Source organism: Brevibacterium sp. H602, assembly GCF_051172395.1.
Taxonomy (GTDB): Bacteria; Actinomycetota; Actinomycetes; order Actinomycetales; family Brevibacteriaceae; genus Brevibacterium.
Genome location: NZ_JBPIZD010000005.1, coordinates 94,318 through 108,942 on the forward strand (window position 1 = coordinate 94,318; position 14,625 = coordinate 108,942).

The 14,625-nt window shown below is 64.5% G+C and carries 12 protein-coding genes and 1 tRNA gene; 7 read left to right on the forward strand and 6 right to left on the reverse strand.

All coding sequences use genetic code 11. The features are described 5' to 3' along the window. Window positions 1–3 precede the first annotated feature (3 nt). The 3 genes from ACSBQT_RS05460 (at window position 4) to ACSBQT_RS05470 (ending at window position 2,129) form a co-directional block, all read left to right on the forward strand. Window positions 4–156, forward strand: a complete 153-nt coding sequence (locus ACSBQT_RS05460) for a hypothetical protein (RefSeq protein ID WP_410711120.1) — start codon at window positions 4–6, stop codon at window positions 154–156. Window positions 157–298: 142 nt separating this feature from the next. Beyond that, complete coding sequence (nhaA, locus tag ACSBQT_RS05465) at window positions 299–1,639, forward strand: Na+/H+ antiporter NhaA (protein WP_410711119.1); 1,341 nt, start codon at window positions 299–301, stop codon at window positions 1,637–1,639. 139 nt (window positions 1,640–1,778) lie between these two features. After that, the gene (locus ACSBQT_RS05470; RefSeq protein ID WP_435001060.1) at window positions 1,779–2,129 is read left to right on the forward strand and encodes an antitoxin; all 351 of its coding nucleotides are present in this window, start codon (window positions 1,779–1,781) and stop codon (window positions 2,127–2,129) included. A 139-nt stretch (window positions 2,130–2,268) separates the two neighbouring features. Here ACSBQT_RS05470 and ACSBQT_RS05475 read toward each other — a convergent pair whose 3' ends face one another. Both ACSBQT_RS05475 and ACSBQT_RS05480 read right to left on the reverse strand, forming a co-directional pair. Next, window positions 2,269–2,919 (reverse strand): hypothetical protein, encoded by a 651-nt coding sequence (locus tag ACSBQT_RS05475; protein WP_435001061.1) that lies wholly within the window; start codon window positions 2,917–2,919, stop codon window positions 2,269–2,271. Between the two features lie 83 nt (window positions 2,920–3,002). Beyond that, the gene (locus tag ACSBQT_RS05480; RefSeq protein WP_435001062.1) at window positions 3,003–3,881 is read right to left on the reverse strand and encodes a hypothetical protein; all 879 of its coding nucleotides are present in this window, start codon (window positions 3,879–3,881) and stop codon (window positions 3,003–3,005) included. A gap of 236 nt (window positions 3,882–4,117) precedes the next feature. On the opposite strand from ACSBQT_RS05480, the gene ACSBQT_RS05485 reads away from it, so the two are divergent. Then, window positions 4,118–5,449 carry a glutaminase gene (locus ACSBQT_RS05485; protein ID WP_410711115.1) on the forward strand — a complete coding sequence of 444 codons (1,332 nt, stop codon included), beginning with the start codon at window positions 4,118–4,120 and terminating at the stop codon, window positions 5,447–5,449. 126 nt (window positions 5,450–5,575) lie between these two features. Further along, a complete protein-coding gene (locus tag ACSBQT_RS05490) occupies window positions 5,576–6,391 on the forward strand; it encodes a siderophore-interacting protein (RefSeq protein WP_410711114.1) in 816 nt (271 codons plus the stop codon). An 89-nt stretch (window positions 6,392–6,480) separates the two neighbouring features. Here ACSBQT_RS05490 and ACSBQT_RS05495 read toward each other — a convergent pair whose 3' ends face one another. The 4 genes from ACSBQT_RS05495 to ACSBQT_RS05510 all read right to left on the reverse strand — a co-directional run bounded on the left by ACSBQT_RS05495 (window position 6,481) and on the right by ACSBQT_RS05510 (window position 10,940). Next, a complete protein-coding gene (locus ACSBQT_RS05495) occupies window positions 6,481–8,679 on the reverse strand; it encodes a choice-of-anchor I family protein (RefSeq protein WP_410711113.1) in 2,199 nt (732 codons plus the stop codon). Between the two features lie 177 nt (window positions 8,680–8,856). Next, complete coding sequence (locus ACSBQT_RS05500) at window positions 8,857–9,774, reverse strand: dihydrodipicolinate synthase family protein (RefSeq protein WP_410711112.1); 918 nt, start codon at window positions 9,772–9,774, stop codon at window positions 8,857–8,859. Between the two features lie 109 nt (window positions 9,775–9,883). Beyond that, entirely contained in the window at window positions 9,884–10,729 is an 846-nt protein-coding gene (locus tag ACSBQT_RS05505) for a PfkB family carbohydrate kinase (protein WP_410711111.1), read from the reverse strand. A 138-nt stretch (window positions 10,730–10,867) separates the two neighbouring features. Continuing rightward, a tRNA-His gene (locus tag ACSBQT_RS05510) sits at window positions 10,868–10,940 on the reverse strand. A gap of 227 nt (window positions 10,941–11,167) precedes the next feature. Here ACSBQT_RS05510 and ACSBQT_RS05515 point away from each other — a divergent pair. Both ACSBQT_RS05515 and ACSBQT_RS05520 read left to right on the forward strand, forming a co-directional pair. After that, a complete protein-coding gene (locus ACSBQT_RS05515; protein ID WP_410711110.1) occupies window positions 11,168–12,838 on the forward strand; it encodes a hypothetical protein in 1,671 nt (556 codons plus the stop codon). A gap of 131 nt (window positions 12,839–12,969) precedes the next feature. After that, entirely contained in the window at window positions 12,970–14,622 is a 1,653-nt protein-coding gene (locus tag ACSBQT_RS05520; RefSeq protein WP_435001063.1) for a hypothetical protein, read from the forward strand. The last annotated feature ends 3 nt before the right edge of the window (window positions 14,623–14,625 follow it).

The window sequence follows — 14,625 nt, forward strand, 5'->3', positions numbered from 1 at the left end:
GCAATGTCACAGTCAGCCCCGGATGTCGCTTTCCGCCCGAAAGTGTGGGTTCTTCCGCACTCGGGCACCAACGGCTACATCACTTCGTGGGGCGAGATGCAGTCGGGCACACAGCCGTTCGGGCGCGGAGATCTTCCGCTCCGACCCCTGGTGTGATTCTCCGACAGATCTCATCGTCCGAGCCGACGACGTCCGCTCGAAACACGTACGTACGCTCAGCGTCGACGAACTGAGCTCTGTCTGCACATCCGCTCTTCGGGCCGAGCCATATTCTCTGCCGACTACGAACAGGATCACTGTGACCACCACTTCTGCAATCGCTTTGCCATCAGCCTCACCGACCCCTTTGGGACAGCGCTTATGCCAGGCGCTCCGCAGCGACACCGTCGGCGGTGCGCTGCTCCTCATCGCCGCAGCTGCCGCTCTGATCTGGGCGAACTCACCGGCGTCGGCCGGATACTTCGCACTCCGCGATATCGAGTTCGGTTACGAACCGTGGCATCTGCGGCTGAGCATCGGGCAATGGGCCGCCGACGGACTGCTCGCAGTCTTCTTCTTCCTCGTGGGCATCGAGCTCAAGGCGGAATTCACCCGCGGTGATCTGCGTCGGCTCCGCACCGCCGTCGTCCCGATCACCGCGGCCGCCGGCGGAGTCCTCGTCCCCGCCCTCATCTGCGCGGCGTTTCTGCTCACCCGCCCGGAGCTGCTGCGCGGCTGGGCCATCCCCACGGCTACCGACATCGCCTTCGCCGTCGCCGTCCTCGCGATCGTCGGCTCCCACCTGCCGAAGGCGCTGCGCCTCTTCCTGCTGACCCTGGCCGCGGTCGACGACCTGCTGGCGATCGCCATCATCGCGATCTTCTATACCGAATCCATCGCTGTTCTCCCCCTCGCCGCGGCGCTCGGAATCGTCATCGTCTACGGGCTCATCGCGAGCCGTTTCCGTCGCTTCTTCGTCGACCGTGCCTGGGCCGCGTGGGTCATCCTCCTCCCCCTCGGACTCACCGCCTGGGCGTTCATGCACGCCTCCGGCGTCCACGCGACCATCGCCGGAGTGCTGCTGGGCTTCACGATCCCTGCAGTCGTCGGTCGTGGCTCGAAACGCACAACCGATGCCGACTACCGCACTTCGAGAGACATCGATCCTTCCGCCGACGGCAGGTCCGGAAGCGACCTCGCCGAGGCGCTCGAACACCGACTTCGACCGCTGTCGGCCGGTTTCGCCGTCCCGGTCTTCGCGTTCTTCGCCGCCGGCGTCGATATCGGCGGAACCCCCGGTCTGGCCTCGGCGTTTTCCCACCCGCTGACCTACGGGATCGTGACGGCGCTGATCGTGGGCAAGCCTGTCGGCATCCTCCTCTCCACCTGGTTGGTCACCCGGTTCAACGGTGGGTTGAATCCGGATCTGCGATGGGCCGATCTCACCGGCATCGGGCTGCTTGCCGGCATCGGCTTCACCGTCTCGCTCCTCGTCGCCGAGCTCAGCTTCACCGCCGGTTCGGTCGAACACGATGTGGCGAAGGTCGCCGTACTCAGTGCTTCTCTGCTCTCGGCCGTACTCGCCGCGCTCATCCTCACCGTCCGCAATGCCCAGCACCGTCGCCGGTCTGAGGGGCACCCGCGCCGATCGCAGGTGTGAACGAGCTCGGTGACCAGCGAATCCGCACCAGGCGCTTGCCAGTTCCGTCACAGACTGCCGCACTAGGATTCGAAGCGTCCCTGTTCATCCCCACGATCAGCATCGACAGAGCATTCGACCAACTGAGAAGGACCCTGCCATGGCATTCGACAAATTCCTCGACAAGGCCAAGAACCTCGCCAATGATCCCAAGGTCAAGGACAAGCTCAACTCGGACAAAGCAGAGAAGGTCACCGACTCTGTCCTCGACAAGGCCGCCGGTGTCGCCGACTCCCTGACCGGAGGCAAGCACTCGGACAAGATCAAGAAGGCCCGGGACGCCGCCGACAACGCCATCGGCAATGACCGTCAGACCGGTGGTGCTGATCGCCGCGACGAGCAGTCCGGCGGTGCAGGCCGCAGCGATGAAGTTCGTGAGAATGATGTCCGCGGAGATAATCGTGACGACAATGGTTTCGACAGCGGCAACGGACCTGCCGGAAACCGCTGATCTGCTGTTTCACCCGATCGAGCCCCTGCCGACTGCGGCAGGGGCTCGATCTCTGTTCGGCCGTGTTCAGCATGCGCAGCTGTGTGGCCGGCGGTGCGGCCGGCAGGATCAGATATGCGACCGTGCAGACAATCCGGACTCAGGAATCGATGCCCGGGGCCGGCATGCCTTTCGGATCGGCGTCGATCGTGATCCGTACTGCGTCGATGACGGCAGAGTCGCGCAGCAGCTCCTCACTCGAGACTGCCCACCCATCTCCCCTCTTCTCGCCACAGGACTTGCCGTGCGGAGCGAAGACCTCACAGTCGACCGCGGTGATCGGTGCCGCGGACTCGATGGCGAGGTCTCCGCGGTCCAGGGGACGGACGTATACGACGACGCCGTCGTCCTGGTCGCCGTTCACGTCTGAGGCCGGCACCGCTGCCCCGGCAACCTCGTAGTCAAGGACTCCTCGGTGAGATCCCGCAGTGAGTCTATCCGTGGAGAAGCCGATATCGACGGAATGCACCTCTGTCTCAATGGTCGCCTCCGCGGGATCCGAATCGATGGTTCCCTGCGGATTCGAATAGTGCACCCGCAGGTACGGCGGCAGCAGAGCCTCGGTGACGGGCAAGCGGAAACCATCATGGATGTCACCGCCGAATCCCCATGTCGTCTCCAGCGCCAGGTCGAGTTTCGTATCCATTCGCACCGAGTAGCTGCCGTCGGCGGCGATGCTGACTGTGTGCACCGCCGTCTTGTCCCGCAGCGGGTTCGGCGCTGCGTCTACTCCGCCTGGCGTTGCAATCACAGCCGTCATCGTCGCAGTCACGGCGAGCGCTGCCGTGATGGAGGACGCACGGCGGCGTCCACATCTCTGTTTCATCTCGCTCGTCACTGCCTCTCATGCGCGGGGATCGGGGATGCCGTCATTCCTGCGGGCGGGTTGAAGGCGATGATTTCATGGCTGTCAGTCAGGGACTCCCGCCAGACCACGCGGGTTCCGTCTCCGGCAGCGTCGCCGCTGCTGATCGCACCGCTGTCATCGAATCTCGAGAATGCTTCAGCGTCACAGCCGTCACCAAGATCGAAGTCGACGTTCTCGGCCGGACAGTACACCGGCCCGTCGGTGTCGGTCTCCAGAGTGTGCGTCTTCACTGTGTGGTGCCCATTGCCGATCGCCGGCAGGGGCACTGCGAAGAATTCTTCGCCGGACACGGTCAGGAACACTTCGTCGAGGGAATATTCGAGCTCGACGACATGACGACCTTCGCTCCACCCCACGGCCGCGCCTTGAGAATTCTGCGGACTGAGCGTGAAGTGCACCGCCGGCCGGTCGAAGCCCTGCCGACTCTCTTCATCGACGGCGATGTCCAACTGCCCGAGCGTCTTCGGCGAGGTTCGAGTCGAACCGGCTGCCGTGCTCAGTTCGACTGCGCTCAGCGAAGACACCTTCGGCATCATCGCCAGTCTGTTCTCGGTTTGCGGATTGCGACCCAAGCCCGCATCGCTGATCCACAGCCCCACGGTTGCTCCGTCCTCGGGTGGGGCCTCGAAGATCAGCCTTTGGCGGATCTGCACAGCGCCGTCCTTGTGCGGGTCCACCTCGGTGATGGTCTCCAGTGGAGTCAGCGCGTGTTCGGGCAGGCTTGTGGTCTCAGGGTGTGGAGCCGTATATCGCAGCACCAGCGCCGTCACGATCACGCCGATGACGACGACGGCGACCGCGGTGGACGCGATGCCGATGACGAGGAGCAGCTTGGGGCGGGTCATGACTTCACACTATGGCCGGGGCCCGTCACAGGAGCCGCACATTCGGTGCCAGACCTGGAACAACCTCGTCTGGGAATCGCCGCGGTCAGTGCAGGGGCCGCGCCGCGCCGAGCCCGGATCGGCCGAACCGGTGGCTCTGCTGCCGACGAACGGCAACCGGCGGAGGAGTGTGTGAGAATGGCAGTCTGCGTCAAACTACGCTGTGCCCACCGACCACGACTGCAGCAGGAGGTGCCATGCGATCGCCTATCCCGGATTTCCTCGATGAGACGCTCGAACGATTCCGACCGGACCGGTCCGGGGAGAATGCTGACTACATCCCGGGCCTTGCCTCAGCGGATCCGGAGAAGCTCGCGATCTGCATCTCCACCCTCGACGGCGTCGAGTACACCTCCGGTGATGCCGACTATGAGTTCTCGATCCAGTCGATGTCGAAACCCTTCATCTACGGCCTCGTCCTCGAGCAGGAGGGCCTGGCCGGAGTCCTCGATATGGTCGGCGTCGAACCCAGCGGTGAGAAGTTCAACGAACTCTCCCTGGACAAGAAGTCGGGCCGACCGCTCAACCCGATGATCAACGCCGGGGCGATGACCATCCACTCCATCCTCGGCGATCCCGGTGCAAGCTTGGCCGAACGCACGGAGATCGCGCGCGCCGGGCTCTCCCGCTTCGCCGGCCGTGAGTTGGCGATCGACGAATCGGTGGCCGACGGCGAATGGCGAGAGGCCTACCGCAACGTCGCCATCGCGAACATGCTCCGGTCCTACGACATCTTCTACGACGATCCCGACGACGTGGTCCGCGGCTATATCGAACAGTGCGCGATCACCGTCACCGTCAAAGATCTCGCCATCATGGCCTCGACTCTGGCCGGCGGCGGCGTCAACCCGCTGACCGGCGAACAGGTGCTCTCCCCCAGGGTCAACCGGCAGGTGCTCGCAGTCATGATGACCTGCGGCATGTACGACGCGGCCGGCGACTGGATGACAGAGATCGGGATCCCCGCCAAGAGCGGAGTGTCCGGCGGTGTCTTCGGCGTCATGCCCGGTCAGGTCGGCATCGCCACGTTCTCTCCACGACTGGACAGGCACGGCACGAGCGTCCGCGGAGCGAAGATCTTCCAGGAGCTCTCAGATCGGTTGAGCCTGCATATCATGGATGCTCCGGAACCGGCCCGCTCGATCATCCGCCGTGACCGTCGCTTCGTCGACTCGGAGGGCAAGATGGTCCGCATCTGCAGCCTGCAGGGACTCATCCAGTGGAGCGGTTCGGAGAACGTCCTGCGCACGATGGACGAACCCGGTTCCACCACGAACACCTTCGTCCTCGACCTGCGCCGCGTCAACGAGATCAACTCCGTCGCCCGGAGCATGCTCACCGAGGCCCTATCACGCATGAAGGACGATGGGATCCGCGTGGTCCTGCTCGACCCCGACGACTTGATGCAGTGCAAGGGACCGAACTCCGCGCTTCCGGGCGTGCAGATCCTCGATTCGCTCAAATCGGTCAAGGGACTCAAACGCATCCGCGACGACCGTCGCCGGGAGATGGCCGACCGCTCCAACTGACGGGGCGGTCGGCCTACGGTGATGGTTTGATAAGGTGAGCCTTACTGAACCCCTGCGCCGAGGCGGCTCCGCTCTCCGGAGCCGATCGTGAGCTTCCAGGGGCACCCCGTTTGAGAAAGGCCGCCTGTGACGACCGCACCCAACACCCCCGAACGTACCGCACGACCCGTCCGCCAGCAGGCTGTTCTCACCGTGCTCGAGACGACCGAACTCAGTCCGCACCTGATGCGGATCCGCCTCGGCGGGGACACCTTCGACAACATCGATTCGAACGATGCGACCGACAAGTACGTCAAGCTCCTCTTCGCCGATCCGGCACATGAGCTCGTCCCACCCTACGATCTGACTGAGCTGCGCGAGCAGTCCCCCGAGAAGCTGCCGAGTCGCCGCACCTACACGGTGCGGGAGATCAACCTGGACGAGAAGTGGCTGAGCATCGACTTCGTCATCCACGACGATGACGGCATCGCCGGCCCTTGGGCAAAGAACGCGAAACCGGGTGACACACTGGTCCTGTCCGGCGCGGGTGGAAAGTACGCCCCCGCCGACTCCGACTGGCACCTGCTCATCGCCGACCATTCCGCGATCCCCGCGGTGAGTTCGGCCATCGAGGCGATGCCCACCGGAGCCACCGGTGTCGTCCTGGCCAATGTCGCCGACGACGCCGATCGCATTCTGCCCGAGGCACCGGAAGGCGTCGAGGTGAGATGGGTGGACTCGGACGAGGAGCTCATTGGCGCAGTTGAGGGCCTCGAGTGGCGTGCGGGTACTCCGCAGGTCTTCGCCCACGGCGAGCGCGAGACGATCAAGGCGATCCGCAAGATCCTCAAGGACCGCGAAGTGCCTCGGGAGTCACTGTCGATCTCCGCCTATTGGGCACGCGGCCGCGCCGAGGACCAATTCCAGGCCGAGAAGCGCGAGCCCATCGGCCAGATCGACTGATTTCCCTGCCTGGTCACACCGACCGCTCGAGTTGCAATCGACCGCTCACGCCATAGGGTGAGCGGTCGACAGTCGTGTGTGGTTGGGTGTCAGCTGCGGCGGCGGGTGAGGAAGAAGGCGGCAGTGCCGATGGCGATGAGGCCGACAGCGATGCCGCCGAGGATGAGGTACTGACCGAGGTCGGCACCGGTGCGCGGCAGCGGGTCGCCGTCGGCGTCGCTGGAAGCTTCGGAGCCGTCTGCGCTCGAGCCCGCCTCGGAGGCGCTTGAGTCCGAAGCTGCATCAGGATCGGCGCTGGAGCCTGCGTTCGAGTTGGCTGCCGGGTCGCTTCCGGCGCCGGTTCCCGAATCGCTGCCCGAATCTGATTCGCTGCCCGCATCGGCCTCAGCAGTGTCGTTCGCACCGGCCTCGGAGTCGGATTCGCTGCCGGCTGCGTCGGCCTGAGCATCCTCGTTCGCGTTGTCGTCGGCACCCGCGTTGTCGTCGGCACCGGCGTCCTGATCAGTGCCGGCATCCTCATCGCCACCCGCACCATCGGCACCGGCGTTTTCATCGCCGTCGTCTCCGCCGTTCGCGAGATCGGCCACGGAGTAGAGGCTCGTCGTTCCCGAGACCTCATTGCCGACGACGAGCGCAGCCTCACCCGTCGGTGACTCATCGGCACCGAGGAAGGTGATGCCCTCGGGTCCCAGGTCTCCAGCGCTCGAGAGCAGCGCAGAAGGATCAGCGGCGTCCTCGATCTCGTCTTCGACGGAGACCGAGAAGTCCCGATTGTTGGAGTAGGTCACGAACTTCGGGGCGCCCGGGTCGCTGAGGTCGAAGGCCGCGATTCCGCCGATGCGTTCGAAGCCGACGAACGCGTAGGTCGTCTCCCCCACCTGACCGATGGTCAGCGCCTCGGGCTCGGGGCCCTTGTCATCGCTGCGCCCTTCGAGATTCGACTCAGAATGGTTGGAGTTGAAGAACTCGGGCACCGCCTCGGCGGTCAGCTTCTCGAACTCGTCCCCGGAATCGGCGACGAGCTTCCCGTCGGTCGTCCACACGGAGAACGAACGTGCGCCGAAGGCCACGAGATCCTCATAGCAGTCTCCGGCGTCGTTCAGACCCAGATCGGTGATGATGTTCAGCCGTCCGAGGTCCTCGTCGCCGAGCTTGTCCGCCAGCGGCGAGGTCTCGCAGACCGGCGCGAGGCCGTCCTCGCCGAGGTCCTTGACCCTGGCCGCATCGACGAAGTCACCCCATTCGCGGGAGTCGCCTTCGTTCGCGGTCACGAGGTAGTCGGTGCCGCCGGAGGTGAACGTCGAGATCGTATCGGGCATATAGGCGCCCTTGAGTCCCTCGTATTCCGTGATGTTCACGGTCGGAGCATCCTCGGGATCCCGGTCCGACGCATCGAGTCCGTTGCCGGCCTGGCCATGATCTTTGAGACCCAACGGGAGGATCTCCTCGACAGACGCCGAGGCGATGTCGACGACCGCGATCGCGTTGGCCTCCTGCAGGGTCGCGTAGGCCTTGTCACCGGCGACGGTGATGTACTCGGGTTCGAGATTGCGCGAGATCGGCAGGTCCTCTTCGGGTGTCGGTCCGAAGATCCGCACATCCTCGGGCAGGGTCTTCGCTCCGCCATCCTCGAACTCGTGGAAGTCCGCAGTGTGCACGTCCGAGTCCGACGGCGCGGCCACCTCGGTGGGGAGGTCGATGACGGACACCGACCCTTCGGGATCGGTCGAGAAATCATCGGCCGGTTCGCCCTCGTTCGCGACCAGGGCGTGGGCGCCGTCCGGGGTGACGGTGACCATGTCGGGCAGGGACCCGACGGGAACCTCGCCGAGGATGTCCGCCTCGGGGTTGTTCGCGTCGAAGAACATCACGGTGCCCGGCTGCGTCTTGTCCTCGTCCTCGAGGGCGATGACGCCGAGGCCGTCTTCGCGGATGGAGATCGAATTCGCCACCCCGGTGCCGGTGATCTCGGAGACCTTCTGCGGGTTCGTCGGGTCTGAGGCGTCGATGACGTCGACGGTGGCCGCCTGCGCATTGACGGTGAAGACGGTATCGCCGTGGACGGCGGTGATCTCGGCGGCGGATTCGTCGAACTGTCCGGTCTCGTGGGATCCGAGGAAGCCCATCTCGATCTGTGCGTCCGAAGCCGAGGAGCTGATCGGATCGTCCACTTCTGCGGCGTGAGCGGTGCTCGTGCCTGGTGCCGTGCCGCCGACTGTGAAACCGGTGGCCAACAGGAGGGCGGCCGCCGAGGCCGTGAGCGTCTTCGCGGACAGTGGGATCGTCATCGGTTCTCCGGGATCGATTGGGTGTCGCGGGCCGACTGAACCCGCAAACACCTATTCATAGGCACCCGGAATGGACCGCTTCCGAACCGCAGATGGACGGATGGTGAACTCGTTCACCCCGAACCGGTGCAGTTCGGAGTGAACGGCGGGGTGTCGGAGTGGGAGGCAGGGGTGAGCTCAGGCGAAGTCGAGGCTCTCGGCCACCTCGGCGACCTTGCGCTTCGCCGCGGCATTGAGATCGCGGACCGGCAGGGGCAGGCTGTCTGCACCCACGAGCCCGAGATGTTCGGCGATGGCAGCGGTCACGCGCAGGCTTCCGCCGAACTCGGTGAACAGATCCCACAGCGGCTGCAGCTCGGCCGAGAGTTCGCGGGCGAGCTGCTCATTGCCGAGTTCCGCGGCCCGCGTGATCTCGAGCATCGGCTCAGGGATGGTGCCGCCGACCGCCGTGTACCAGGCATCACAGCGGGCGATGAGGCCCTCGGCACCATGGGCATCGCCGGAGATGCCGATCGTCACCTCGCTGCCGATGGCGGCACGGATCTCGCCGATGCGTTCGTCCCATCCGGCAGGCGAGGCAGGTGCTCCGGGGATCTTGATCGAGGCCACACCCTCGAGTGCGGCCAGACGCGAGTAGAGCTCTGTGGTGAACGTGAAGTGCGTGGTACCGGGGTTGTCGTAGACGACGACGGGCAGGTCGGTGGACTCGGTGACCGTGCGGAAGAGTGCGAACACTTCGTCCTCGGTCAGCGGCTGATAGCTCACCGGTGCCAACAGCAGTCCCTGCGCTCCGGCGGCTTCGGCGGAGGCGACATTGGCCAGAACGTCTCTCGTCCGCAGTGCCCCGACTCCGATGAAGACGGGGATGTCGAGGGAGGATTCGACGCTCAGCTGCGCCACCCGGGCACGTTCGTCGGTGTCGAGGTAGGCGTACGAACCGGTCGATCCGAGCGCCGTGATGGAGTCGACTCCGGCGAGGACGAGGCGTTCGATGAGTCCGACGAAGGCATCCTCGTCGAGGGAATCATCTTTCAACGGGGTCAGCGGAAAGGCACTCAGCCCGGTGAACAGGGACGGGTCGGGGGTGTTCGTCAATGATCCTCCTCGGGTGGACGTGGACCACCGATGGCGCGAACCTCCGGTGGCGACGACGAGCCTCAAGTGGCTGCGGCAGATATGGGCGGCCTGGGGCCAGTCTGCCAGGTCAGTCGAGTGTAGGCAGGTACGTCTCGAACGGGTCGAACTCCGGCTGCGCCGAGGCGACTTCCACGGCCGCCGCACCCACGGCGTTGGCCGCCCTCAGTGCGAGCTCCGGTTCGAGTCCGCTGGTCAGGCCGATGGTCAGCGCCGCGCAGTAGGCGTCTCCGGCACCGACTGTGCTCACGGGGTTCGCGGGGACCGCCTCGGCGAAGGCGATCTGCTCACCTCTCCGCAGCAGCGCCGACCCTTCCGCCCCGTAGGTGACGGCCACGAGTTGCGCGGTCTGCAGCTGCGGCAGCTGGGAGTACTCGTATTCGTTGACGATGATGAGGTCGGCACGGTCGACCACCTCGGCGGGCAGCGAAAGGGCGGGAGCCGCATTGACGGCGAGGAACCCGGGCACGCGGTCGGCGAGCTCGACAATGAGGTCGAGGGAGATCTCGAGTTGGGTGAGCACGGCCTCGTCGGCACCGAATTCGATTCCGTCGAGGCTGACCTCGGCATTCGCTCCTTCGCAGACGGCGATCTGATTCTCACCGTGGGCGTCGACCATGATGAGCGCGGTCCCGGTCTCGGCGGTCGCCTCGGCGATGTCATCGGTTAGGACGCCGGCAGAGCGAAGGGCGTCGAGCATCGCACGGCCGTCGGAGTCGGTGCCGACCGCACCGATCATGCGGGTCCGCGCACCGAGGCGGGCGGCAGCGGCGGCCTGGTTCGCCCCCTTACCGCCGGGAGAACGGGACAGTCTGCCTCCTCCCACGGTCTCGCCGGCGGCGGGAAGTCGGGAAGTGGTGGCGGTGATATCGGCGTTGATGCTGCCGACGACCGTCAGGGAGCAGTCGATGGTCATGGCCCCATTATCGACGATCGAGAGAAAGCAGGCTGTCGACGATCGGGGTCGGGCGGGTGTGGGCAAAACATGGGCACACGGCGGACATGAGAGAAGCCCCGTGATCCATCTGCACAGATCACGGGGCTTCCCGATCGGGGTGAGTAACGGGACTTGAACCCGCGACATCCGCGACCACAACGCGGCGCTCTACCAGCTGAGCTATACCCACCACATGCGCTGCACCATCAGGCGCAGACAGCAAGATACATCTTAACCGCACCCGCTTGACCCGGGCAAACCAGAACCGCCCACGTTTCCCGATGAGACGCAGATCTCATTACATGCAACGATTCAGTAGCGATCTATAACGGTTTCGGAAAACTGGTAGGAGCGACCCTCGACATTCATTAGTATTGACTCGGCCCTGCCCTCGATAGCTGTCAAGGAACCCTGTACATGCCTCGTGCGTTGATCTCCGTCTCCGATGACGGGTTCACCTACACCACCCTCAACGGGGCGACGAGTCGCTATTCGGACACCGGACAGGCCATCTCCTACCTCGGCGACTATGCCAAGGAGACCGCGACTCCCCTGACCGTGACGATCGACGACGGCACGAAGACGACCGAGATCGGCATCGATGAGAATGGCCGAGTCGGGGCGGTTCCCACATATGACACCGGCGCCGAGGAGGTCGCGGACGAATCGTCGAACGCTCCGTCCCCGGATGGGTCGGCTGAGCCGACCGGAGATTCGGAGAACGCCGACCAGAGCACAGACAGCGAGAACGCGAACGGCCGGACCGCCAGCGGACAGAACGGCTTCGCAGCCCAAGACGACTCATCAGGCTCGAACGGCGAGGCCTACCCGATGGGTACGCCGTTCTCCGGACCAGCCACACCGGCCGCGCCGACGGTGAAGAAGACACCGGTGCGCAGACGATCGGCTCGCAACCGCCCGCAGCGGCTGAAGAAGATCACCGTTCCCGGGCTCGTGCTCATCGGTCTGGCGATCCTCATGATCGGCGCATTCGTCGTTCCCAATATCGTCCCCGTCGACTCCCCCGACACCCCGCAGACGATCGGTTCGGAGCAGCAGGTCAACCCCGCCTCCGAGCTCTCCGTCGACAAGACTCAGGACATTGTCCCCAGCTACGACAATTCCCCCACGTGGGAAGCCGAGGTGCCCAAGCGCGCCTCGGTGACAGCCTCCGATCGCGGCGTGCTCCTCGTCAACGACGGCCGCCTCGAAGTCCTCGACGCCGACACCGGCAAGACTCGGTACAAGACGAAGATCGATCAGTCCCCGACCTTCGCCGTCGACACCGTCATCGACGGGCGCCCGGCTCTGCTGTGGCAGGCGGGCGACACCGCCGAGGCACTCTTCGACGGCGAGTCGGAGCCGAAGAGCTACCAGCTGCCGGAGAAGGCCCGCATCACCTCGGCCGGCAAGAGCGTGCTCATCAAATCGGGCAACAAGCTCTCGACCTTCAGTGCCGATGGCCTGGAGAACGTCCCCACCCCGCAGGCGGGTTCGACACCGATGGCCATCGACGACGATGAGCTCTTCAGTTCGGACTGGAATGGTCCGGTCACGGCGAAGAACATCAAGTCCGGCGACGAACGCAGCATCGATCTCGAAAGCCCTGGCGACGAACTGAAGATCATCGACTGGATTTCGGCCGGCCACGGCAAGGCGATCACACTGTGGGGCGAACAGGGTGCCTCGACGAACTCGGGACACAGGATTCAGCTCGTCGTCCACTCCCTTGAGGACGGGTCGATCCTCTCGACCGTGACCACAACGACCGACATCGTCGGTGAGAAGTCCTGGGTGCGCGGACAGGCCGGAGAACGCGCCTATATCGGCCCGTACCTCTTCGACCTGAAGTCGGGCCTGCTGCTCATGGATGTCTCCAGTCGTGACATCCATCTCTCCGAACCGCGCGGAACCATCGTCCCCTGCACGATGGACACGAACACCTCGTGCCTGCTCGCCGGCAAACAGGCGTTCAAGACGGATACCGATCTGCTTGCGGTCGTCGACAAGGGCAACAGCGCCCTGGTGCTCGGCGATGATTCGACCGTTCGGGCCTATCCGAAGAAGTCCGAAACACAGGATCGCTGATTACGCGCCACGGCGAAACACGCCTACGGCTTTAACACATCTGGCCGAGACATTAAGATGGTGCCCGATGTGTCTGAACGTCATGTCCCCTTGACCCAATGAAGTCGGAATCCCCACCGCGAAGGAACGTAGTGCCAGTCTCACACAGGTTCAGCCGCAGAGCCGCCGCAATCGGCTCCGCGCTTGCCCTGGCAGCACTACCGATCTCGGCGACATTCACTCCTGCATTCGCCCAACCGAGTCCCAGTCCCACGGCCGAAGCCAGTGCGAGCGCCGAGGCCGGCGCTTCCGCCGGAGCCGATTCATCTGCCGGCGATGATGGAGGGTCGACGGCAGACGGCACAGACGGTGCCGACGCGGATTCGAGCGGTGCCGATAACGGAATCATCGAGGTCGACGCCGACGACAACTCTGATCCGGATCCCGGTCCTGATGAAGAAGGTGACAAGGCCTGCGCGGATCCAAAGTGGACCTCGGCCAAACCGTGCGCGATCGACGGTGCACTCACCGCCGATTGGAAGATGATCGGCCACGAGCTTTCGGTCAAGCCGAACGACAATAAGCCCGGAACCCTGCCGAAAAGCTGGGTCGGAAAGCCTTTCAAAGCCCCCAAACAGGCAATGAAGCGCATTCCGGCACAGTCGTCCGACACCGATTCCGCGGATTCGACCGCGAACGGCTCGGACACTGACGACAGCGGACAGTCCGTCGCCGAAGCGACCGCACAAGCTTCTGTCCCGAATACCCTGATGTTCAATGAAAACGGCGAGATCGTCGACCCCGACGATAAAGAGAAAGAGCCAGTAAGCTTCGAAAACTTCGATGACGTCAAAGGGCCGCAGCCCAAGTGGAAATTTGGAATCAAAAAGGTCGACGGCGAGAACCAGATAGTCGTCACCGATGGGCAACCGTACCCTGATGATGCCGGAGGCGGGGCAGACGCATCCACCGACCCGGACGGTTCCACTTCGGACGACTCGAATTCCGGTGCTGATAACGGGACGACCGACAACGATTCCTCCGCTTCTGACGATGGCGCAACCTCTTCCGACAGCGCCACCGCCGACAGCGACGCGAGCGGCGGCAAGGCAGCCAGCAAGGGCGGGGTCACCTCCGACGACGGCTCAGCGAGCGGCAGTGAAGCCGACAAGGACGGGTCGTCTTCGGACAGCGACGCCTCTGACGACAGTTCTACCTCGACCGATGGCGGCAACTCTTCGGATTCGGGGTCGAAGGACCGTGCGAATATGTCTGGCAACAAGGACTCCGACGGCCGTGATTCTGACGCCGACACCGGTTCAGGTTCCGACGGCTCTCGCAGCAGCGACTCCGACGGCTCGGGATCGGACTCGGGTTCCGGCAAGGACGACGAGAAGGATTCGGACGACAACGGTTCCGGCTCATCGGTCGGCACCTCCGACGCCGACGGCACAACCCCCGACCCGGCGACCGGCAACGGATCCCCCGACGACGAACGCGAAACCATTCCCGGCAACGCAGGTGACGAATTTCTGCCCGGAGATGACGAGGGCGCAGAACGCCCCGACTATTCGGATCCCGTGCCTCGCAACCCCGATGAGCAGACGCCCAAAGACGATACTGACCTCATCACAGGTGGCGATCAGCCGTCTCCGCGAGCCAATCAGAATCCGGCGACCTCGTTCGGCGAATCCATTATCTCCACGATCGTCAGCTCCTGGCCCATCTTCGTCCTCGCCGCCTCCGGTATGGCCGCGGTCGGGTTCATCATCTACCTCATGGGACGACGCGGAAAACAGGAATGAGGC